This window comes from Candidatus Pelagibacter sp. HIMB1623 (assembly GCF_052047695.1).
Lineage (GTDB): Bacteria > Pseudomonadota > Alphaproteobacteria > Pelagibacterales > Pelagibacteraceae > Pelagibacter.
Window position 1 is genome coordinate 291,263 of the sequence record NZ_JBNAJN010000013.1, and the last position, 24,010, is coordinate 315,272.

Here is a 24,010-nt window from a genome sequence, read left to right on the forward strand (position 1 = left end):
CAATGTCCACTACTCTTTACGATAAAATTTGGAATGATCATCTAGTAGATCAGCAAGAAGATGGAACAGCTTTATTGTTTGTCGATAGACACTTAATTCATGAAGTTACTAGTCCACAAGCGTTTGAAGGTTTAAGAAATTCAAATAGAAAAGTTCGTCATCCTAATTTTACTTTAGCTGTTGCTGATCATAATGTTCCAACAACAGATAGAACTAAAGGGATATCAGACCAGGAATCGAAATTACAAGTTGATACATTAGAGTCAAATTGTAAGGAATTTGGTGTGCAGCTTTTTGGTATGGATGATAAACGACAAGGAATTGTTCATATTATTGGACCAGAACAAGGCTTTACTCAACCAGGAACAGTTATTGTGTGTGGAGATAGTCATACGGCAACACATGGTGCTTTTGGCTCATTAGCTTTTGGTATTGGAACATCTGAAGTTGAACATGTTTTAGCAACGCAAACACTCGTTCAAAAGAAAGCAAAAAATTTTAGAATTAATGTTAATGGAACACTACCATTAGGAGTAACATCTAAAGATGTAATACTTCAAATCATTGGAAGGATTGGTACTGCAGGTGGAACAGGTTGTGTAGTTGAGTATGCTGGAGATTTAATAAGATCTTTAAGTGTTGAACAGAGAATGACTATTTGCAATATGACCATTGAGGGTGGTGCAAGAGCTGGATTAATTGCTCCAGATGAAAAAATATTTGAATATTTAAAAGGTAAACCCATGTCTCCAAAAGGAGAAAATTGGGAAAAGGCATTGGTATATTGGAATAGTTTAAAAACAGATGCTGATGCAACTTTTGACAAAGAAATAAATCTTAATGCAAATGAGATTTTACCGATGATTACTTGGGGGACTTCACCTCAAGATGTAATTACAATTGATGGAAAAGTACCTAATCCTCAAAATGAAAAAGATGAGGATAAAAAGAACTCAATTGAAAGAGCACTAAAATATATGGGATTAACACCTGATATGGCAGCAACTGATATTAAGATAGATAAAGTATTTATTGGAAGCTGTACAAATGGAAGAATTGAAGATTTAAGAGAAGCTGCCAAAATCTTAAAGGATAAAAAAATATCATCTCATGTAAATGCCATTGTAGTTCCTGGGTCAGGATTGGTTAAAGAACAAGCTGAGCAAGAAGGTTTAGATAAAATCTTTGTAAATTCAGGGTTTGAATGGAGAGAGCCAGGCTGTTCTATGTGTTTAGCAATGAATGCAGATAAATTAAAACCAGAAGAAAGATGTGCATCTACTTCAAACAGAAACTTTGAAGGAAGACAGGGAAGAGGTGGCAGAACGCATTTAGTAAGCCCTGGGATGGCAGCTGCAGCTGCAATCTCTGGTAATTTAGATGACGTAAGAAAGTATCAAAATTAAATGCAAAAATTTAATACACTAAAAAGTATTCCAGCTTATTTACCAATCGTAAATATTGATACAGATATGATTATTCCTAAGCAATTTTTAAAAACAATAAAAAGAACGGGACTTGGAAAAAATTTGTTTTTTGAAATGAGATATGACGATAATGGAAAAGAAATTAATGATTTTGTATTAAATCAGGAACCATTTAATAACTCAAAAATTTTAATTGCAGGAAACAATTTTGGATGTGGTTCATCAAGAGAGCATGCTCCATGGGCATTGTTAGATTTTGGAATTACTTGTGTAATTAGTTCAAGTTATGCTGATATTTTTTATAGTAATTGTTTTAAAAATGGAATTTTACCAATAATTCTTGAAGAAGAAAAAATAAAAGAACTTTCTGAATATGCAAATAGAAAAGAAGAAATTTCTGTAGACTTAAATGATCAAAAAATTATTTACGGAAACAATGAAATTAAATTTGAAATAGATCCATTTAAGAAAAAATGTTTGTTAGAAGGATTAGATGACATTGCTCTTTCTTTAAAAAAATCTGATAAAATTCAAAATTTTGAAAATCAGTTAAAAGATAAAAAACCTTGGGTTTTTAATGATTAAAGTAAAAAAAAGAAAAATTCTATTATTACCAGGTGATGGTATTGGACCTGAGGTAATTGGAGAAGTTAGAAAAATAATTAATTGGTTCAATGATAAAAAATCTTTAGACTTTGAAATAGATGAAGATCTTGCGGGTGGATGTTCTTACGATAAACACGGTACACCTATAACAGATGAAGTTTTTTATAAAGCTTTAGAGAGTGAAGTTGTTATGCTTGGTGCAGTTGGAGGACCTAAGTGGGATAATATTGAGTTTTCAAAAAAACCGGAGAGAGCTTTATTAAAATTAAGAAAAGAATTAAAATTATTTGCAAATTTGAGACCTGCCATATGTTTTGAACAGTTAGTTGGTGCATCAACACTTAAACCAGAAGTAGTTTCGGGTTTAGATATAATGATTGTAAGAGAATTAACAGGTGGAATTTATTTTGGTGAACCAAGAGGTATTAAACCAATAGAAAATGGTGAAAGAAAAGGAATAAATACTCACACTTATACCACTAGTGAAATTACTAGAGTTGCAAGAGTTGCATTTGATCTTGCTAGAAAAAGATCAAATAAAGTTACATCTTGTGAGAAATCTAATGTTATGGAAGCTGGACAACTATGGAAAGAAGAAGTTCAGGAACTTCATGAAAAAGAATACAAAGATGTTGAGCTAAGTCATATGCTTGCAGATAACTGTGCAATGCAATTACTTAGAAATCCAAAACAGTTTGATGTAATTGTTACTGATAATTTATTTGGTGATATGCTTTCAGATCAAGCTTCAATGCTAACAGGATCTCTAGGGTTATTACCTTCAGCATCCTTAGGTGCAAAAAATAAAGATGGTGAAATGAGAGCAATGTATGAACCCATACATGGTTCAGCTCCTGATATTGCAGGAAAAGGGCTAGCAAATCCAATCGCAACAGTATTAAGTTTTGCAATGGCTTTAAGATATTCTTTAGATCTTGATAATGAGGCTGATGCATTAGAAAATGCGGTACAAGCTGTATTAAATGATGGACTAAGAACAAAAGATATCCTTTCTGAGGGGATGAAAGAAGTATCTACTTCGCAAATGGGTGATGCGATAATTTCAAAATTGCAATAAATCTCTAAGTATTCTAAGCTTTTCAAATGCCAAATTATTCTGCACCTGTCAAAGATATGATGTTTCTCTATGAAAAATTAAGAGATAACAAAAATTATAATGAACTTGAAAGATATAATGAAGTCACATCAGATTTGGTAAAAGATATTTTAGAAGAAGCAGCTAAAATTAATCAAAATTTAATTTTACCACTTGCTAAAGCAGGTGATGAAAATCCAGCAGTTTTAGAAAATGGAGTTGTTAGAACTCCACCAGGATATAAAGAAGCTTATCAGAAATATATTGAAGATGGATGGATATCATTGTCTTGTGATCCAAAATATGGAGGACAAGGAATGCCCAAAACAGTGAGTGCTTTTTTTGATGAAATGATGTCTTCAACCTCACTAGCGTTTAAGCTTTATAGTGAATTAACTATAGGCGCTTATAATTGTCTTTTACGTCATGCAACTGATGAAATGAAAGATATATACCTTCCAAAAATGGTTGAGGGTAAATGGAGTGGCACAATGTGTTTAACGGAACCAGTATGTGGAACTGATTTGGGTATGTTAAAAACTAAAGCTGTAGAGCAAAAGGATGGTACTTATAAAATTAGTGGTCAAAAGATTTTTATTACCTCAGGAGATCATGATCTTACAGAAAATATTATACATTTAGTAATAGCTAGAGCGACTGACTCTCCTGCAGGGACAAAAGGGATAAGTTTGTTCCTTGTACCAAAGTTCCTTTTGAAAGAAGATAGATCTCTAGGCCCTAGAAACGGAGTGTACACTGGTTCTGTGGAGCATAAAATGGGCATCAAAGGCTCTGCAACATGTGTTTTAAATTTTGATGAAGCAACAGGATACATGATAGGTTCAAAAAATAAGGGACTTAACCAGATGTTTACAATGATGAACTTAGAAAGAATTGTCGTTGGAATACAAGGATTAGGAATATCCGAAATAGCTTATCAAAATTCACTTTCATATGCCAAGGAAAGAAAACAGGGTAAAACACATAACTCAAAGTCTACGAATGGTGCTGATTTTATTATTGAACATGCTGACATAAGAAGATCTTTGTTAAATATGAAGTCAATTATTGAAGGTGAAAGAGCTTTATGTTTTTGGCTGTCACAACAAACTGAAGTTAGCCTTCATCATCAAGATGAAAAAATTAAAAAGGAAGCTTCTGATTATGTTTCTTTGATGACACCAGTAGTAAAATCATTATTTACTGATTTAGCCATGGAGATTACGAGCGATGCAATGCAAATTCATGGAGGCTATGGATTTACTAAAGATCAAGGAATTGAGCAACTATACCGTGATAATAGAATAACTCCAATTTACGAGGGCACAAATTCTGTTCAAGCTGCCGATCTAGTGTTTAGGAAATTATCAAATAAAAATGGAGATATAATAAATAAATTTTTAGATATGATTAAAACTGAATGTGAAAGTGAAAATGAGAAAGTAAAACCTTTTTTAAAAGAACTTAACCACTATATAGATGTATTATCTAAATTTACTGTCTGGATTAAAGATAAAACAACAACAGAAAAAGATGATGCAAGTTCTGCAGCGAACGATTATTTAAAAACACTCGGTTATGTTTCATTAGGATATTCGTGGATAAAAATTTTACAGGTAAGTTTTAGAGATTTAGATTCAAATAAAGATTTTTATATAGATAAAATTAATACAGCTACATTCTATTTTGAAAAAGTATTACCAAGAGCAGAATATCATTATAAATCTGCAGTTTCAGGTAGCTCAAATATAATGAAATTTAAATTTAATTAATAATGAATCATTACGATATTAATCTGGATAGAAATAATGCAAATTATGTTCCATTAACACCACTAACATTTTTACAAAGAGCCAAAGATGTTTATCCTGATTATGAGGCTATAGTTTATGAGGATAGAAGCTATACTTGGAATGAAGTTTATAAAAGAGCAGTAAAATTTGCCAGTGCACTTTCTAAAATTGGTATTCAAAAAGGAGATACAGTATCTTTTTTAGCTTTTAATACTCCTGAAATTTTTGAGGCACACTACTCAGTTCCAATGACAGGAGCTGTTTTAAATACAATAAATATAAGATTAGATGCTAATACAATTAATTATATTTTAAATCACAGTGATGCGAAGGTATTGGTTGTAGATAGACAATTACATGTAGAAGTAAAAAAAGCTTTAAAAAATTTAAATAAAAAAATCACTGTTATAGATATTAACGACAAACATGCTGATCAATCGAAATTGGAAAAAATTGGAGATTTAGAATACGAAAGTTTTTTAAATACTGGAGATGAGAATTTTGATTGGAAAATGCCTGATGATGAATGGCAGGCAATATCTTTAAGTTATACTTCAGGTACAACTGGCAACCCCAAAGGTGTTGTTTACCATCATAGAGGTGCCTACTTAATGTCTACGGGAAGCACTGTTGCTTGGAACATGCCTAATCGTTTAAACTTTTTAACAGTTGTTCCAATGTTTCATTGTAATGGATGGTGCTATCCATGGACAGTTCCAATGTTAAATGGAAGGACAATTTGTTTAAGAAATATTGATGTTAAGAAAATTTTTGAGCTTATTGATAAATATGACATTACTCATTTTGGAGGAGCACCAATAGTTTTAAATATGATAACGGGAGCTCCCGAAAGTGATAGAAAAAAATTAAAGCATAAAGTTTATGTCTTAACTGCTGGAGCACCTCCTCCAAGTATTATTTTTAAAAAAATGAAATCTCTTGGATTTGAAGTTATGCATGTTTACGGCCTTACAGAAACCTACGGTCATGTTACACAATGTGCATGGAATGATGGATGGAATGATTTAGATGAAGATAAACAAAATGAGATTAAGGCAAGACAAGGAGTAAGGTATCCCAATACAGAAGGAGTAACAGTTTTAGATCCAGAAACGATGAAAGAAGTTCCTAAAGACGGAAAAACTATCGGTGAGATCATGATTAGAGGAAACGTAGTAATGAAAGGTTACTTTAAAGATAAAGAAGCTACCGACAAAGCTATGAAAGATGGATGGTTTCACAGTGGTGACTTGGCAGTTATGTTTCCTGATGGATATGTGAAAATTCAAGATAGATCTAAGGATATTATTATCTCAGGGGGAGAAAATATTTCATCAATAGAAATTGAAAATACCTTATCTAAACATCCTTCAGTTTCAATAGCAGCAGTAGTTGCTAAACCAGATGAAAAATGGGGAGAAGTACCTTGTGCTTTCATCGAGATGGTTCAAGATAAGCCTGTTACTGAAAAAGAATTAATTGATTTTTGTAAAGAAACTTTGGCTGGATTTAAAGTCCCCAAAAAGGTCGTTTTTTGTGAACTACCTAAGACATCAACTGGAAAAATACAGAAGTTTGAACTGAGAAAAAAAGTTTAGGAATCTAATTGATATTTGAAATCGAAAATAAAAGTATTTTTGCTTCAGACAATGGCAAAGGTATAGATAAAAACAGAGATACCATTGTTTTTCTTCATGGAAGTGGCTTATCCCATATTGTTTGGTCATTAAGTGAGCAATTTTTTTCAAATAATAATTTCAATGTATTATCTATTGATTTACCAGGACATGGAAATTCTGAGGGGCCATGTTTAAAAACTATTGAGGAAATAGCAGAATGGTTGGAACTTGTATTTGATGCCTTAGATCTTCAAAATTTAATTTTAGTTGGTCATTCACAAGGATGTTTAGAAATACTTGAGTATTCCCATAGATACAAAGATAGACTAAAAAAAATAGTCTTTGTAGGTGGATCTAACAAAATGCCTGTTCATCCTGATTTGATTGAACTCGCGGAAAACGGAGATTCTGATGCAGTAAAGTTAATGATGAAGTGGGGATATGAAGGCTCAAAAAAATTTATAGGTGGAAATCCAGTTGAAAGAATTATTCAATCTCCAAAAGATATTAGTGAAATACTTGCTGTAGATCTTATAGCTTGTAATAATTATAAAAATGGTTCAAACGCAGCTGGGTCTATTGATGTTCCATCAATGTTTGTTTTTGGTTCTTTAGATAAAATGGTTAATTTAGAATCTGGTAAAAAATTTTCTCAATTAATCAAAAATTCAACTATTCATGTAATAGAAGGATGTGGACATATGATTATGATTGAAAAAGCATTTGAAATGCGAGACAAGGTTTTAGAATTTTTAAATAAATGAAAAATTATTCAATAGCAAAATCTAGAAGACTTAGAAGTACGCCTTATACTTCAAGAATAGAAAAACAAGGTGTAACAGCTTATACAATCTATAATCACATGTTGCTGCCAGCAGCATTTGGATCTGTAGAAGATTCTTATCATCACCTAAAAGAACATGTTCAAATTTGGGATGTTGCAGCAGAAAGACAAGTTGAAATTTCAGGAAAAGATTCAGGTAAATTAGTTCAATTAATGACTTGTAGAGATTTATCTAAATCTAAAGATGGCAGATGTTATTATTGCCCTATTATAGATGATCAGGGTGGATTAATTAATGACCCTGTAGTGCTTAGATTAAATCAAGAGAAATGGTGGATATCTATTGCAGACTCTGATGTAATTTTATTTGCAAAAGGATTAGCGATTGGAAATAAATTTGATGTTAAAATTTTTGAACCAAATGTTGACATCATGGCCGTTCAAGGTCCAAAATCATTTAAGTTAATGGAAAAAGTTTTTGGTGAAAAAATAACTAAATTGAAATTTTTTGGATTTGATTATTTTAATTTTGAAGGAGTTGATCATTTAATTGCACAGTCAGGTTGGTCTAAGCAAGGGGGCTATGAGATTTATGTTCAAAATACTGAGTCTGGTCAAAAGTTATATGATCATTTATTTGAAGCTGGTAAAGAATTTAATGTTAAGCCTGGATGCCCTAATTTAATAGAAAGGATTGAAAGTGCTCTTTTATCATTTGGAAACGATATGGATAATAATGATAACCCGTTTGAGTGTGGTTTCGATAAGTATGTTAACTTAGATAGTGATGCAAAGTTTTTGGGTAAGGAAAAATTAATAAAAATAAAAGAAGAAGGAATTACCAAAAAATTGATGGGTATAAAAATTGATATTAATGAAATTAGTGTAACAGGTTCTCTGGATTTGAAAGATGAAAACAACAACCTAATTGGAGAATTAAGATCTGCTTGCTATTCACCTCACTTCAAAAAAGTAATTGGTATAGCTATGATGCAAAAAGGATACTGGAATCTTGAGCAAAATGTAAAAGTTGTTGTAAATGGACATAATTGCGCTGGAAAAGTTTGCGATTTACCTTTCATTTAGTATAACAACCCCATCATGAATATAGCTATAGTCGGAGCCACGGGCAATGTTGGAAGAAAAGTACTAGAAGTACTTGAGAGGAAAAATTTGCCTATTTCAGAAATTTTTTTAGTTGCATCTGAAAGAAGTGCGGGTTCAAAAATTAATTTTAAAGGAAAAGACATAGAAGTTGAAAATTTAGAGACTTTTGATTTTTCAAAAGCAAAAATTACTTTTTTTGCAGCAGGTGGAAAAATTTCAGAAGCTTATGCCTCAAAAGCAGCAAATCACAGCATTGTAATAGATAATTCTAGTTATTATAGAATGGATCCTGATGTTCCTCTAATTGTACCCCAAGTAAATGCGGATGACTTAAAAAATATAAAAAAAAATATTATTGCTAATCCTAATTGCTCAACTGCACAATTAGTCTTACCACTAAAACCAATCCATGATTTATTTAAAATAAAAAGAGTAATTGTAGCTACTTATCAGTCAGTATCTGGTGGTGGTAAAGCACCAATGGATGAATTAGTAGAACAGACTAAGCTAGCACTAGAAAACAAAGCAATTGAATCAAAAAATTTTACAAAACAAATTTCATTTAATTTAATTCCACATATCGATGTATTTGCTGATGACGGATACACAAAAGAGGAATTAAAAATGACCAATGAGACTAAAAAAATTCTAGATCAAAATATTGAATTATCAGCAACTTGTGTAAGAGTACCAGTTTTAGTTTCTCATTCTGAAGCAGTAAATTTAGAATTAGAAAAAGAATTTACAATTGATCAAATTAAAGAATGTCTTGAGAAAATGGAAGGTTGTAAAGTTATTGATGAGAGACAAGATGGTGGATATTCAACACCACTTGAAGCCGCTGGAAAAGATGAGACATTCATTTCAAGAATTAGAGAAGATAAGACTAAAAAGAATTGCTTAAATATGTGGATTGTCTCAGATAATTTACTTAGAGGTGCAGCTTTAAATGCAGTTGAAATTGCGGAGACATTAATAAAAAATAATTTTTATGGAAAGTAAAAGACCCCTTTCTCCTCATATACAAATTTATAGATGGCACATATCATCTCTTGTATCTATTTCACATAGAATAACTGGAATAATTAATATCATAGCAATAACTTTAGTTTGTGTCTGGGCTTCATGGTTAGTTTTGGGAGAACCTAAATATGATTTGATAAATCTTTTTTTAAATTCGTTTCTTGGAAAATTTGTTGCAATAGGATTAACTTGGTCTTTTAGCTTTCAAATACTTAGTGAAATTAGACATTTGATTATGGATATGGGTTATGGCTATGAACTAAAAACTACTCGTATAACAGGCTTGATTGTAATCTTTGGTTCACTAATTTTAACTATTTTATTTTACTTAATTGGAAAAAACTTTTTTTAATATGAATTTAGCTACAAAAAAATGGGTGTTTTTAAAATTATCATCAATAATTTTAGTCCCTTTAATGCTTTGGTTTATAATTAATTTCATATCAGTTTATGATGGAGATTATTCTGAAGTAGTTAGTTTTTTTTCAAATAAAACAAATAAGTTTATATTTAGTATATTTTTAATTTTTTCTTATTTTTTTTCTGCCTTAAGTATTAGTGAGGTTTTTGAGGACTATATTTCTAACGAAAAAACCAAATATGTCGCAAACAGACTTCTCTATATTTCTGCTATAATCATCCCATTATTAACAATAATAATTTTACTTAATCTAAAATAATGAGTGCTTATAATATTATAGATCATGAATATGATGTAGTTGTCTTAGGAGCTGGTGGATCTGGCTTGAGAGCTGCTGTTGGATTAAGCGAAGCTGGATTGAAAACAGCCTGTATTTCAAAAGTATTTCCAACTAGAAGCCACACATCTGCTGCACAAGGAGGTATTTCAGCTGCACTTGGTAACATGGGAGAAGATGACTGGAGATGGCACATGTATGATACGGTTAAAGGTGCAGATTGGTTAGGAGATCAAGATAGTATTGAGTATTTATGTAAAGAAGCTCCAAAAGCAGTTTTAGAGCTAGAAAAATATGGAGTTCCATTTAGCAGAACTGAAGAAGGAAAAATATATCAAAGACCTTTTGGTGGAATGACAAAAAATTATGGAAATGGAATTGTACAAAGAACATGTGCTGCTGCAGATAGAACTGGTCATGCAATTCTTCATACGCTTTATGGACAGGCCTTAAAACATAACACAGAATTTTTTATTGAATATTTTGCATTAGATCTTTTAATGAAAGATGGGGCGTGTAAGGGATTAATTGCGTGGAATTTAAATGATGGAACAATCCATAGATTTAGAGCACATACTGTGATTATAGCAACAGGTGGATATGGGAAAGTCTATTATTCAGCTACTTCTGCACATACTTGTACAGGAGATGGAAATGCAATGGTTTTAAGAGCTGGATTGCCCCTTCAGGATATGGAGTTTGTTCAATTTCATCCAACAGGAATTTATGGTCATGGTACATTAATAACAGAAGGTGCTCGAGGAGAGGGTGGTTATTTAACAAATTCTAAGGGTGAGAGATTTATGGAAAGATATGCTCCAAATGCAAAAGATTTAGCATCTAGAGATGTTGTTAGTAGATCGATGTCTATTGAAATAAATGAAGGAAGAGGCGTTGGAAAAGATCAAGATCATGTTCATTTAAACTTAAGTCATTTGGATAAAGAGATTATTGAAAGTAGACTTCCAGGAATTACTGATGCAGCAAGACTGTTTGCAAATGTAGATGTAACTAAAGAGCCTATACCAGTTGTACCAACGGTTCATTATAATATGGGAGGAATTCCAACAAATTATAAAGCAGAAGTTTTGACTGTTAATGGTTCAGAAAAAACTGTTCCGGGTCTGATGGCTATAGGAGAAGCAGCATGTGTTTCTGTTCATGGCGCGAATAGACTTGGCTCTAATTCACTAATTGATTTAGTAGTATTCGGAAGAGCAGCAGCAAAGAGAGCAGCAGAATTAGTTAAGCCTGGAACGCCTCATGAAGAAATACCTGAGTCTGAGACACAAAAATGTTTAGACAGATTTGACAAATTAAGAAATGCAGATGGAAATAATAGTACTGCAGACCTTAGACTTTCAATGCAAAAAACAATGCAATCTAAATGCGCAGTATTTAGAACAGAAAAAAATCTAAAAGAAGGTGTTGATGATATTAGAAAAACTTATGATGGAATGGAGTCTATTTCTGTTAAAGATAGATCTTTAGTGTTTAATACCGATTTAGTTGAAACTTTAGAATTTGATAATTTAATTAGACAGGCAGTAACAACAGTTGAATCTGCATATCACAGAAAAGAAAGCAGAGGAGCGCATGCAAGAGATGATTATCCAAAAAGAGATGATGAAAAGTTTATGCAACATACCCTTGCTTGGTGTGACGGAAAAAATACAAAAATTAGTTACAGACCAGTTCACAAGTCAACTTTGACCAATGAAGTTCAATATTTCCCACCACAAGAACGGGTATACTAATGGTACAATTAAATTTACCAAAAAATTCTGAAGTCAAAAAAGGTAAATATTTTAAAGACAAAACAGGTTCTAAAAATCTTAGAAAAGTAAATGTTTATAGATGGGATCCGTCTACTGAAGAAAATCCTAGAATTGATACTTACGAAGTTGATATGGATAATTGTCCATCAAAAGTTTTGGATATTTTAAATAAAATTAAAAACGAAATTGACCCAACACTAGCTTATAGAAGATCTTGTGCTCATGGAGTTTGTGGTTCTTGTGCTATGAACATGGGTGGTAAAAATGGTTTAGCCTGCACAACACCTCATTCAGAAATTGATGGAGATATAGACATATATCCACTACCACATTTGAAAGTTAAAAGAGATTTAATTGGTGATTTAGACGGATTGTATAAACAGTATGAATCCATTGAACCTTGGCTAAAAAATAATTCAAAAAAAGAAACAACAGAAATTTATCAATCCCAAGAAGACAGGGCAAAACTTGATGGCGCTTATGAGTGTATTATGTGTGCATGTTGTTCAACATCTTGCCCAAGTTATTGGTGGAATGGAGATAAATACTTAGGTCCAGCAGTGCTTCTGCAAGCATATCGATGGATAGTTGATAGTAGGGATGAAGAAAGAAAAGCAAGATTAAAAAAAGTTGCTGATGAATTAAAACTTTACAGATGTCATACTATTTTAAATTGTACAAATGCTTGTCCTAAAGGCCTAAATCCAGCAAAAGCAATTGCAGAAATTAAAAAAATGTTAGCTACTGCTAATGTTTAAATAGACTATTAGGTTTTTTTGATTTAAAAGACCGTATTCATGAAATTAATAGAGCACTTTGTTAATGGAAAAATAATTCCAGGTTCATCTGATAGAAAAGGAAAGGTATTTAATCCTGCAACAGGAGAACAAGAATCAGAGGTAAGACTTGCAAGTAAGTCTGATTTAGATCAAGCTGTAGAAGCAGCAAAAAAAGCATTTGAAACTTGGTCTGCAAAACCCTCATTACAAAGAGCAAGGATAATATTTAAATTTAAAGAATTAATAGAAAAAAACTCTGATGAATTAACAAAGTTAATAGTATCAGAACATGGAAAAGTTTTTGAGGATGCTAGAGGATCTTTAACAAGAGGGCTTGAAGTAGTAGAGTTTGCTTGTGGAATTCCTCATTTGTTAAAAGGTGAATATTCAGAAAACGTTGGAACAAATGTTGACAGTTGGTCAATGAGACAACCTTTAGGGGTAGTAGCTGGAATTACTCCATTTAACTTTCCTGCAATGGTACCAATGTGGATGTTTCCAATAGCAATTGCTTGCGGAAATACATTTATATTAAAACCATCAGAAAAAGATCCTTCATGTGCAATTAGATTAGCTGAGCTACTGAGTGAAGCTGGATTACCGGAGGGAGTATTTAATGTTGTTAATGGTGACAAAGAAGCTGTTGATGCAATTTTAGAAAATAAAGACATTAAAGCTGTAAGCTTTGTTGGATCTACTCCAATTGCAAAATATATCTATGAAAATTCAGCCAAAAATGAAAAAAGAGTACAAGCACTTGGAGGTGCAAAAAATCATTTAGTGGTTATGCCAGATTGTGACTTGGATGGTGCAGTAAATGGATTGATGGGTGCAGCTTATGGATCTGCAGGTGAAAGATGTATGGCTCAATCTGTTGCAGTCGCTGTTGGAGATATTGGTGATGAACTTGTTTCAAGACTTTCTAAAAAAGCAGAAGCTTTAAAAGTAGGTCCAGGTATGGATAAAACTTCTGAAATGGGACCTTTGGTTACAAAAGAGCATTTAGAAAAAGTTAAAAGTTATGTTGATTTAGGAGTTGAAGAGGGAGCAAAACTAGTTGTTGATGGAAGAAACTTAAAACTCCAAGGCTATGAGAATGGATTTTATATTGGTGGTTGTTTATTTGATCATGTTAATAAAGACATGAGAATTTATAAAGAAGAAATTTTTGGCCCAGTGCTATCTGTTGTTAGAGTTAAAACTTTTGAAGAGGCTGCAAAACTAATCAATGATCATGAATACGGAAATGGAGTAAGTATTTATACTAGAGATGGTGATGCAGGTAGAACATTTGCTAGTAAAATTCAAGTAGGAATGGTTGGTATCAATGTTCCAATTCCAGTTCCTATGGCCTTTCATAGTTTTGGTGGTTGGAAAAGATCATTATTTGGAGATAGCGGCATGCATGGCATGGAAGGAATAAAATTCTATACTAAACTTAAAACTGTAACATCACGATGGCCTTCAGGTGTGCGTACAAACGCAGAATTTGTAATGCCAACAATGAAATAAAAGGAAATAAATGAAAAAAATATCTTTAATTGGCGCAGGCCAAATAGGTGGAACATTAGCACATTTGATTGGAATAAAAGAGCTTGTTGATGAGGTTGTTTTATTTGATGTTGCAAGCGGCATAGCTAAAGGAAAAGCTTTAGATATAGCTCAATCATCATCAGTTGATGGATTTAATGTAAAATTATCAGGCACAGATGATTATAAAGATATTAAAGATTCTGACGTTATTATTATTACGGCAGGAGTTCCTAGAAAGCCAGGAATGAGTAGAGATGATCTTCTTGGAATAAATTTAAAAATTATTAAACAGGTAGCTAAAGGAGTAAAAGAAAATGCTCCAAATGCTTTTGTAATTTGCATCACTAACCCTTTAGACGTAATGGTTATGGCTTTCCAAAAGTTTTCAGGTTTACCTGCAAATAAAGTTGTAGGTATGGCAGGAATTTTAGATAGCTCGAGATTTAAATTATTTTTATCTTTAGAGTTTGGTGTGCCTGTGAAAGAGATTGAAGCAATGGTTATGGGTGGTCATGGGGATACTATGGTTCCAATGCCAAGATTTACAAAAGTATCTGGCAAACCTTTATTAGATCTCGTTAAAGAGGGAAAAATTTCTCAAGACAGAGTTGAAGAAATCAATCAAAGAACTAGAGACGGTGGAGCAGAAATTGTTAAGTATTTAGAAAAAGGTTCTGCTTTTTATGCTCCTGCAGCATCAGGAGTTCAAATGGCTGAGTCATATTTAAAAGATGAAAAAAAATTATTACCTTGTGCAGTGCAGTTAAATGGTGAGTACGGAGTAGAAAATGTTTATGCAGGAGTACCAGTTGTAATTGGTAAAGACGGAGTTGAGAAAATTGAAGTAGTAGATTTAGATGAAAAAGAGAATAAAGAGTTTATGCATTCAATTGATGCTGTTAAAGCTCTTTGGGAAGCTGCTTCTAAAATAGATCCAGATCTCTCAAAATAATAATGAACATTCACGAGCACCAAGCAAAAGAAATTTTAAAGAAATATGGAGCAATAGTTCCAGCAGGAGTTTTTTCAACAAATGTTGATGATTTAATTGAAAAAGCAAAAAATTTAAAAACTGAAAAGTATGTTTTAAAGGCTCAAATTCATGCTGGTGGTAGAGGTAAAGCAGGAGGAGTTAAAATTCTAAACACACTTGAAGAATTAAAAAACTCGGCAAATGAGCTGCTTGGAAAAACATTGGTAACTCATCAAACTGGACCAGAGGGTAGAGAGGTTAAGCGATTATATGTTGAAGAATCTTCAAACATAGAAAAGGAATTCTATTTATCATGTTTAGTTGATAGAGCGAGTTCAAAGATTGCTTTTATTTCGAGTGATCAAGGTGGAATGGATATTGAAGAAGTAGCAAGCTCAAATCCAGAAAAAATTATTACAACTAAGGTTGATATAGCTGAAGAAATATCAGATGAAGATTGTGAGGCAGTAATTAAAATTTTTGATTTAAAGAGTGGTGCAAAAGAGCAAGCGATTTCATTAATCAAATCAATTTATAAAATGTTTATTAGTACAGATGCAAATATGGTTGAGGTAAATCCTTTAATTTTAACAAAAGAGGGAAAAATTGTTTGTCTAGATGCAAAAGTTAATTTTGACTCTAATGCATTATTTAGACACCCTGAAATTCTAGAATTAAGAGATCTAAATGAAGAAGATCCTACTGAGATTGAAGCGAGCAAACATGATCTAGCTTATATCAAACTTGATGGAAGTATTGGATGTATGGTTAATGGCGCTGGATTAGCAATGGCAACTATGGATATCATTAAATTATATGGTAAAGAGCCAGCTAATTTCTTAGATGTTGGGGGCGGAGCTTCAAAAGAAAAAGTTTCTGCAGCATTTAAAATTATTCTTTCAGACAAAAATGTTAAGGGAATTTTAATAAATATTTTTGGTGGAATAATGAGGTGTGATGTACTTGCACAAGGAGTTGTGGATGCTGCAAAAGAAATAAATATTAGCGTACCTTTAGTGGTTCGTCTTGCAGGGACAAATTTTAAAGAGGGAAAAGAAATTTTAGATAATTCGGGTTTAAAATTAATTTCAGCAGAGAACTTAGATGATGCTGCTAAAAAAATTGTTGAGGCTATTCAATAAATGTCAGTTTTAGTTAATAAAGAAACTAAAGTAATTTGTCAGGGTTTTACAGGTGCACATGGAACTTTCCATTCTGAGCAAGCAATAAAATATGGAACAAATTTAGTAGGAGGTGTTACTCCTAAAAAGGGAGGTCAAAAGCATTTAGATAGACCAGTATTTAATTCTGTAGCTGAAGCCAAAGATGCAGTTGGGGCAGATGCCACTATGATTTACGTGCCTGCAAAATTTGCTGCAGCAGCAATTATAGAAGCTATCGATGCTTCAGTTGAATTAATTGTTTGCATTACCGAAGGTATCCCAATTCAAGATATGCTTAAGGTAAGAAAAAAATTAGATAGATCTCAAAGTAGACTTATAGGTCCAAATTGTCCAGGTATAATTACTCCTGATGAATGTAAAATTGGAATTATGCCTGGTAATATTCATAAAAGAGGTTCAGTTGGTATTGTTTCAAGATCTGGAACCTTGACTTATGAGGCTGTGGCTCAAACAACAGAAAATGGTTTAGGGCAATCTACATGTATTGGGATAGGAGGAGATCCAATCAATGGTACGAATTTTATTGATTGTTTAGATTTATTTTTAAACGATGATGAAACACAATCAATTTTAATGATTGGAGAAATTGGTGGTTCTGCTGAGGAAGAAGCGGCCGAATTTCTAAAAAATCATAAAATTAAGAAACCAACAGTAGGATTTATCGCAGGAATTACAGCTCCACCTGGAAGAAGAATGGGACATGCAGGGGCAATTATTTCTGGAGGCAAAGGTGGTGCTGAAGATAAAATAAAAAAAATGGAAGAATGTGGAATTACTGTAGCAAAATCTCCATCAATAATCGGCAAAACTTTATTTGATAAACTGTCTAATTGAAAAAATATTTTTAGAGAGATATATTAAATAAAAAAGATGTCATCATCAAAAAATCTCGACTTCGAAAAAAGCTCATTTTTACATAAATCAAATAGTGCATTCATTGAACAAATGTACTTAAAATTTATCAATAAAGATAAAGATCTTCCAGAAAGTTGGTTAAATTATTTCGAGGGAATAGGCGATGAATTAAAAGTGATTGCTAATGAAATAAATGGACCATCATGGAGTCCAGAAAAAACTAAAGTAAATATTGATGAGCTGCAAAAAAAAATTGAAGAAGACGAAAATAACAGTCTAAATAATGAAAAAATAGACACTTCAGAAAAATTTAATTTCCAACTACTTGCAGACTCAAACAAAGATTCGATAAGTGCTGTTGCTTTAATTAGAGCATATAGGTTAAGAGGGCACTTATTAGCCGATCTTGATCCTTTAGGAATGAGGGAGTCTGAATATTTAGACGAGCTTCACCCAGAGTTTTATGGTTTTAAAAAAGAACAATACGATAAAAAAATTTTTCTAAATGGAGTGATAAATAAAAAGTATGCGAATATTAGAGAGATTTTAAAGTTTATGAAAAAAACCTATTGTGGAAAAATAGGTTATGAATTTATGCACATTTCTAACCCAGAGGAAAGAATGTGGTTTAGAGATAGGATTGAACAAGACGAAACTGCACTACAGTTTACAAAAAATGGAAAAGAAGCGATATTAAATAAATTAGTGCAAGCAGAGGGATTTGAGAAATTTTTAGCTACAAAATATGTTGGGACAAAAAGATTTGGTTTAGATGGTGGAGAAAGTTTAATACCTGCACTTGAACAAATAATCAAAATTGGTGGTCAAAAACAAATTAAAGAAGTTAAAATTGGAATGTCTCATAGAGGTCGATTAAATGTTTTGGCCAACGTATTACAAAAATCTTATAAAAGAATATTTAATGAATTTGCTGGAGAATTTAGTGATGAAACTGAGGATAGTGCTGGAGACGTAAAATATCATCTTGGAGCATCTTCTGATAGACAGTTTGATGGTAATTCTGTTCATGTTAGTCTTACGGATAATCCTTCTCACCTTGAAGCAGTAAACCCTGTGGTTCTTGGTCAAACTAGAGCCAAACAATTTTTTCATAAAGACAAAGAGAGAAATAAAGTTATCCCAATATTAATACATGGGGATGCAGCATTCGCTGGTCAAGGAGTAGTTGCAGAATGTTTTGCTATGTCGGGTCTTCCAGGACATAATACTGGTGGAACTATTCATATAATTGTTAATAATCAAATTGGTTTTACAACAAGTCCTAGGTTTGCAAGATCATCACCTTATCCATCTGATGTTGCTAAAATGGTTGAGGCACCAATTTTGCATGTCAATGGAGATGACCCAGAAGCAGTTGTTTATGCGACTAGAATCGCAACAGAGTTCAGATTAAAGTTTAATAGAGATGTTGTTGTAGATTTAATTTGCTACAGAAGATTTGGTCATAATGAGGGAGATGAGCCATCATTCACTCAGCCATTGATGTATCAGAAGATAAAAGCTCACCCAAGTGTTTATAAGATTTATGGAAGTAAACTAGTTAGTGAAAATACAATTACTAAGGAATTATTAGATCAAAATGTTAAATCATTTAAGGATTTATTGAATGATCAGTATAAAAGTGCAAAAGATTATAATCCTAAAATAGAATGGTTTGAGGGAACATGGTCTAGATATAAACCTGAGAAAGGTAAAGATAAAAGAGGAGTTTCAGGTTTCGATGAAGATAAGTTGAAATTTATTTCAGAAAAAATTAATTCAGTACCAGTTGAAAAAAATATTCATAAAACTATTTCTAAAATTCTTAATGTTAGAAAAGAGTCAGTTGAAAAAGGGACTGGAATTGATTGGTCATCAGCTGAAGCACTTGCTTTTGGTTCGTTGTTGGTTGAAGGATATCCAGTAAGATTGGTTGGGCAAGACTCTGGTAGAGGAACTTTTAGCCAAAGACATTCGGTTTTAAGAAATCAAGTTGATAACTCTAGGTATGTTCCTTTAAATAATATTTCAAAAGATCAAAAACAATTCGAAGTTGTTGATAGTTTTTTATCTGAGCTCGCAGTTTTAGGATTTGAATATGGATATAGTTTAGTTGAACCAAACACTCTTACAATTTGGGAAGCACAGTTTGGAGACTTTGCTAACGGAGCTCAAGTAGTCATTGACCAGTTTATAGCATCTGGTGAGAGAAAGTGGAATAGAGCTTCAGGGATTGTAATGTTGTTACCGCATGGATACGAAGGACAAGGTCCCGAACACTCGTCAGCTAGATTAGAGAGATTTTTACAGTTATGTTCAAATGATAATATGCAAGTCATGAATTGCACGACTCCTGCAAATTATTATCATGCTTTAAGACGTCAAATGCATAGAGATTTTAGAAAACCATTGATAATAATGACACCAAAATCCTTACTTAGAAATAAATATTGTGTTTCTAATTTAGAAGATTTTAATAAAGAAAATACATTTCATAGAGTTTTATGGGATCATGCGATTGATCCAAAATCAAAAGGATTTATTAAACTTAAACAAAGCTCAGAGATTAAAAAAGTTATTTTATGCTCAGGAAAAGTTTACTTCGACTTGCTAGATGCTAGAGAAAAATTAAAAAGAGATGATGTTATTATGTTTAGAATAGAACAACTTTATCCTTTTCCAGCAAAAGCTTTAGTAAATGAACTTAAACCTTATGCAGAAAATGCAGAATTTTATTGGTGCCAAGAAGAACCTAAAAATATGGGTGCATGGTTTTCAGTTAGAGATTATATTCAATGGACATTAGATACTTTAAAGGCTAAATATAATAAAATTTCTTATATAGGAAGAAGCCCTGATGCAACTCCAGCAACTGGATATGCAAAGAGGCATAATTCTCAGCAACAAGAAATAATAAATAAGGTATTCGAATAAATTAAAATGAGTGAAAAAATTGTAGTCCCAGTTCTTGGTGAAAGCATAACAGAAGCAACAGTAGCAAAATGGCTAAAAAATGCTGGTGATAGAGTAGAAGCTGATGAGCCAGTAGTTGAACTTGAAACTGATAAAGTAAATTTAGAAGTGCCATCACCCATATCCGGTGTTTTAACAGAAATTAATTCAGCAGATGGATCAGTCGTTGAAGTTGGTGCGTTACTAGGCTCTGTATCAGAAAGTGAAAATAAAGTTGTTCCTCCAAAAAAGAAAGATGAACCAAAAAAGTTAGCCGAAGAAACTAGAGAAACAAATGTAATTAAATTAGATACCAACAAAAAAGAACCCAAAGTATTTGAAGAACCAAAAACAGAGCAGAAGAAACCTGAGCCATTAATACTAACAGAAGAAGTGGTAGAAAATAAGCCTGTTGTTGAGGAGATAAGAAATGAAACTTTATCACCAGCTGTTAGAAAAATTGTAGCTGAAAACAATATAGATATTGCTTCAGTTCAAGGATCAGGAAAAGATGGAAGAGTATTAAAAGGTGATCTCATTAGTTTGATGGGAGCAAATCCAAAACCTTCAGAGAGAAAAATTCAATATGGTCAAGAAGAAAGAATTAAAATGACTAGATTGAGACAAACTATTGCCAAAAGACTTAAACAAGCGCAAGAAAATGCTGCTCTATTAACTACTTTTAATGAAGTTGATATGTCTACTATCATGGAGATGAGAAAAGAAAATCAACAAGATTTTCAATCAAGATATGGAATTAAATTAGGTTTTATGTCTTTTTTCGTTAAGGCTTGTGTGGTTGCATTAAAACATTTCCCTGCAGTTAATGCTGAGATTGATGGCGATGAGATAATATATAAAAATTATTACAACATAAGCTTCGCAGTTGGTACAGATAAAGGATTGGTAGTTCCAGTTTTGAGAAATGCAGACGAACTTTCGTTTGCAGATATTGAAAAAAATATCAAAGATATTTCTGAAAAAGCTAGAGATGGAAAATTAACAATCGAAGATCTGCAAGGTGGAACATTTACTATTAGTAATGGTGGAGTATATGGTTCAATGTTATCGACTCCAATTCTAAATTTACCACAATCAGGTGTTCTAGGTATGCATAATATTGTTGAAAGACCCGTGGTAGTAGATGGTGAAATAAAAATTAGGCCAATTATGTATCTGGCTCTATCTTATGATCACAGAATTATTGATGGCAAAGAGTCTGTTTCTTTTTTAAAAATGATTAAAGAAAATCTAGAAGATCCTAGAAGATTATTTTTGGATATTTAAATGTCAGAAAAATTTCAAGCTGTAGTTATTGGAGGAGGTCCTGGAGGTTATGTTTGTGCAATTAGACTTGCACAATTAGGTTTAAAAACAGCATGTATAGAATCGAGAGGTTCATTAGGCGGAACTTGCTTAAATGTTGGCTGCATACCCTCAAAAAGTTTATTAAATCTTTCGGAAGAATTTCATAAAGTAAAAAATTTATCTAATAAGGGCATAGAGATAGGTGAGGTGAAACTTAACCTTCAAAAGATGATGAAAAGTAAAGATAAAGCTGTAACAATATTGACCAAAGGTGTTGAATTTCTTTTAAAAAAAAACAAAGTTACTTATTTTAAAGGTCACGGAAGTTTTAAATCAAAAAATCAGATCTCAATTAAAGATGATAAGAATAATGAGACAATTATTGAGTCAGAAAAAACAGTAATAGCAACCGGATCTGTGCCAGTTTCATTGCCTGGAATTGATATTGATGAAAAAGTAATTGTTTCCTCTACAGGGGCTTTAAAATTAGAAAAAGTACCAAATAAAATGGTTGTAGTTGGAGGTGGCTACATTGGTTTAGAGATGGGTTCAGTTTGGTCAAGATTAGGTTCAGAAGTTCAGGTCGTAGAATTTTTAGATCATATTACACCTGGAATGGATAAAGAAATTTCAACTGAGTTTATGAAAATTTTAAAAAAACAAGGCATTAAATTTAATATGCAAAACAAAGTTGAAACAATTCAGAAAAATAACAATGGAGTAGTTGTTTCTACAGTAGATAAAGATGGAAAAAAAAATACTTTTGAATGTGATGTTGTATTAATTTCTGTTGGAAGAAAACCAAATACTGAGGGATTAAATTTAGATGCAGTAGGAATTGATTTAGATGAAAGAAAAAGAATAAAAACTGATAAAACTTTTAAAACTAATGTTGAAAATATTTTTGCTATTGGCGATGTAATAGCAGGACCAATGCTTGCTCACAAAGCTGAAGATGAAGGAATTGCTGTAGCAGAAAACATTGTTGGTCAGTCAGGTCATGTTAATTATGATACTATACCTGGCGTTGTGTATACAACACCAGAAGTAGCTTCTATTGGAAAAACCGAAGAACAACTTAAGGAACAAAATCAGAAATATAAAGTTGGCAAGTTTTCGTTTATGGCTAACTCCAGAGCAAAAGCAATAGATGATGCGGAAGGTTTTGTAAAAATATTAGCAGATGAGCAAACAGATAAAGTATTAGGAGCTCATATTATAGGACCTCATGCAGGGGAATTGATTGCTGAAATAGGTGTTGCAATGGAATTTGGTGCAAGCTCAGAGGATATAGCAAGAACATGCCATGCTCACCCAACTTTTTCAGAAGCAGTAAAAGAAGCTGCATTATCAGTAGATAAAAGAGCAATACACTCTTAGAATCCTATATTATCCTACATAATCTAAAATTATCCTTGGTAATAGAGGATAGTAATTAATTTAGACAAATTAATTAAACATTTTTCATTTGTTGTTATTAAAAGCTTTTTTAAACTTTCACATTTAATTTAATGGTTATCTTAATGGTAACGTGGCCAAAAACTCTATGGTAAAGTTATGGTCAAGAGAGTGTATTGTTCTTTTATCGTTCTTGAGTGAAGGTTAAGGATTTGGTAATCTTGGAAGATGAAATACTATTGCCTTCCTCTTTTATCCATTTAAAAAAAAGTTTAACAGTATCATTCTCAAGAATATTTTCTTTTACTCTTATATAATAACCATATTCATCTAACTGAATATTAGATAGATAATGTAAATTCCCTGAGTTAATTTCAGGGGATACCAGATTATCCCAAAGTGCTATACCTTGCCCATCAATAACTGCTTGGACACGGCTATTAGAATCTGAAATAGAAACTCCTTGTATTGATTTTTTAAAATCAATACCAGCATGACTAAACCAATCCTGCCAACCTATACTTTCAGATGAGTCAAACAATAGAGGTGTTGTCAAAATAATTTTATCCAATCCCTCTTTTTTAACTCTTTCAGCAATTTGACTATTGGCCGTTGGACAAGCTGGACAACTAATAAGTCTTTCATGTGGTGAATTAATCATCCCCTCTTTTCCCCAACAAATAGAGATGTCAGCTTCAATATTATCCATTTCATTTATGAAATTTAAAGGCACAAAACGAAGTCCAATTTCTGGATGTTTAGCAGTAAACTTCATTAAACGTGGTGATAGCCATCTACTAAGAAAATAAGATTGTAAAGCAATTGTAAGTGGAGTGGGCTTCTTAAATTTTAATAATTCAATTTCTTGATCAATTTGATCCAAAGATAATGTAGAGACATTTAATAATTTTTGTCCCTTTGAAGTAAGATGTAAACGCGCATTGCTTCGCTCAAAAAGTGTAAAACCTAATTGGTTTTCCAAAGTTTTAATTTGATAACTTATAGAACCTTTTGATTGATTAAGTTTTAAAGCAGCCTCAGTCATACTAAGGTTCTTAGCTACTACTTGAAAAGTACGTAGCATATCATAAGAGTAC

Annotated in this window: 20 protein-coding genes; 19 read left to right on the plus strand and 1 reads right to left on the minus strand. The window is 32.3% G+C overall.

Translation table 11 applies throughout. The features are described from left to right. The first annotated feature begins 2 nt into the window (after nucleotides 1-2). Genes leuC through lpdA form a run of 19 tightly spaced genes read left to right on the plus strand, consistent with a single transcriptional unit; the run spans nucleotide 3 to nucleotide 22,895 of the window. Complete coding sequence (leuC, locus tag ACTTBN_RS06015) at nucleotides 3-1,406, plus strand: 3-isopropylmalate dehydratase large subunit (protein WP_440681505.1); 1,404 nt, start codon at nucleotides 3-5, stop codon at nucleotides 1,404-1,406. After that, nucleotides 1,407-2,012 carry a 3-isopropylmalate dehydratase small subunit gene (leuD, locus tag ACTTBN_RS06020; RefSeq protein WP_262589907.1) on the plus strand — a complete coding sequence of 202 codons (606 nt, stop codon included), beginning with the start codon at nucleotides 1,407-1,409 and terminating at the stop codon, nucleotides 2,010-2,012. After that, nucleotides 2,005-3,111 (plus strand): 3-isopropylmalate dehydrogenase, encoded by a 1,107-nt coding sequence (gene leuB / locus ACTTBN_RS06025; protein WP_262589906.1) that lies wholly within the window; start codon nucleotides 2,005-2,007, stop codon nucleotides 3,109-3,111. Before leuD ends, leuB begins: the two co-directional genes overlap by 8 nt. Nucleotides 3,112-3,137: 26 nt before the next feature. Then, nucleotides 3,138-4,901, plus strand: coding sequence for an acyl-CoA dehydrogenase family protein (locus ACTTBN_RS06030; RefSeq protein ID WP_440681506.1), 1,764 nt, complete (start codon nucleotides 3,138-3,140; stop codon nucleotides 4,899-4,901). Between the two features lie 2 nt (nucleotides 4,902-4,903). Next, nucleotides 4,904-6,520, plus strand: coding sequence for an acyl-CoA synthetase (locus ACTTBN_RS06035; protein ID WP_262589904.1), 1,617 nt, complete (start codon nucleotides 4,904-4,906; stop codon nucleotides 6,518-6,520). Between the two features lie 8 nt (nucleotides 6,521-6,528). Further along, nucleotides 6,529-7,305, plus strand: coding sequence for an alpha/beta fold hydrolase (locus ACTTBN_RS06040; protein WP_440681507.1), 777 nt, complete (start codon nucleotides 6,529-6,531; stop codon nucleotides 7,303-7,305). Beyond that, complete coding sequence (locus ACTTBN_RS06045) at nucleotides 7,302-8,411, plus strand: dimethylsulfoniopropionate demethylase (RefSeq protein WP_440681508.1); 1,110 nt, start codon at nucleotides 7,302-7,304, stop codon at nucleotides 8,409-8,411. Before ACTTBN_RS06040 ends, ACTTBN_RS06045 begins: the two co-directional genes overlap by 4 nt. A gap of 15 nt (nucleotides 8,412-8,426) precedes the next feature. Then, the gene (locus ACTTBN_RS06050; protein WP_440681509.1) at nucleotides 8,427-9,434 is read left to right on the plus strand and encodes an aspartate-semialdehyde dehydrogenase; all 1,008 of its coding nucleotides are present in this window, start codon (nucleotides 8,427-8,429) and stop codon (nucleotides 9,432-9,434) included. Next, nucleotides 9,424-9,807 (plus strand): succinate dehydrogenase, cytochrome b556 subunit, encoded by a 384-nt coding sequence (sdhC, locus tag ACTTBN_RS06055; protein ID WP_440681510.1) that lies wholly within the window; start codon nucleotides 9,424-9,426, stop codon nucleotides 9,805-9,807. Before ACTTBN_RS06050 ends, sdhC begins: the two co-directional genes overlap by 11 nt. Nucleotide 9,808: 1 nt before the next feature. Next, nucleotides 9,809-10,135 (plus strand): succinate dehydrogenase, hydrophobic membrane anchor protein, encoded by a 327-nt coding sequence (gene sdhD / locus ACTTBN_RS06060; RefSeq protein ID WP_440681511.1) that lies wholly within the window; start codon nucleotides 9,809-9,811, stop codon nucleotides 10,133-10,135. After that, the gene (sdhA, locus tag ACTTBN_RS06065; protein ID WP_440681512.1) at nucleotides 10,135-11,910 is read left to right on the plus strand and encodes a succinate dehydrogenase flavoprotein subunit; all 1,776 of its coding nucleotides are present in this window, start codon (nucleotides 10,135-10,137) and stop codon (nucleotides 11,908-11,910) included. Before sdhD ends, sdhA begins: the two co-directional genes overlap by 1 nt. Next, complete coding sequence (locus ACTTBN_RS06070) at nucleotides 11,910-12,689, plus strand: succinate dehydrogenase iron-sulfur subunit (protein WP_440681513.1); 780 nt, start codon at nucleotides 11,910-11,912, stop codon at nucleotides 12,687-12,689. Before sdhA ends, ACTTBN_RS06070 begins: the two co-directional genes overlap by 1 nt. Nucleotides 12,690-12,728: 39 nt before the next feature. Continuing rightward, nucleotides 12,729-14,222, plus strand: coding sequence for a CoA-acylating methylmalonate-semialdehyde dehydrogenase (locus ACTTBN_RS06075; RefSeq protein WP_440681514.1), 1,494 nt, complete (start codon nucleotides 12,729-12,731; stop codon nucleotides 14,220-14,222). Between the two features lie 10 nt (nucleotides 14,223-14,232). Beyond that, nucleotides 14,233-15,195, plus strand: coding sequence for a malate dehydrogenase (mdh, locus tag ACTTBN_RS06080; protein WP_440681515.1), 963 nt, complete (start codon nucleotides 14,233-14,235; stop codon nucleotides 15,193-15,195). Nucleotides 15,196-15,197: 2 nt separating this feature from the next. After that, a complete protein-coding gene (gene sucC, locus ACTTBN_RS06085; protein ID WP_440681516.1) occupies nucleotides 15,198-16,358 on the plus strand; it encodes an ADP-forming succinate--CoA ligase subunit beta in 1,161 nt (386 codons plus the stop codon). Beyond that, nucleotides 16,359-17,234: a succinate--CoA ligase subunit alpha gene (gene sucD / locus ACTTBN_RS06090; RefSeq protein WP_440681517.1), complete on the plus strand. Its 876-nt coding sequence runs from the start codon at nucleotides 16,359-16,361 to the stop codon at nucleotides 17,232-17,234. It begins immediately after the preceding gene. 36 nt (nucleotides 17,235-17,270) lie between these two features. Continuing rightward, complete coding sequence (locus ACTTBN_RS06095) at nucleotides 17,271-20,189, plus strand: 2-oxoglutarate dehydrogenase E1 component (RefSeq protein ID WP_440681519.1); 2,919 nt, start codon at nucleotides 17,271-17,273, stop codon at nucleotides 20,187-20,189. A gap of 6 nt (nucleotides 20,190-20,195) precedes the next feature. Further along, complete coding sequence (gene odhB / locus ACTTBN_RS06100) at nucleotides 20,196-21,494, plus strand: 2-oxoglutarate dehydrogenase complex dihydrolipoyllysine-residue succinyltransferase (protein WP_440681520.1); 1,299 nt, start codon at nucleotides 20,196-20,198, stop codon at nucleotides 21,492-21,494. Next, entirely contained in the window at nucleotides 21,495-22,895 is a 1,401-nt protein-coding gene (gene lpdA / locus ACTTBN_RS06105) for a dihydrolipoyl dehydrogenase (RefSeq protein WP_440681521.1), read from the plus strand. It abuts the gene before it with no gap. Nucleotides 22,896-23,097: 202 nt separating this feature from the next. On the opposite strand, the gene ACTTBN_RS06110 is transcribed toward lpdA, so the two are convergent. Further along, complete coding sequence (locus tag ACTTBN_RS06110; protein ID WP_440681522.1) at nucleotides 23,098-23,997, minus strand: LysR family transcriptional regulator; 900 nt, start codon at nucleotides 23,995-23,997, stop codon at nucleotides 23,098-23,100. Nucleotides 23,998-24,010 lie beyond the last annotated feature (13 nt).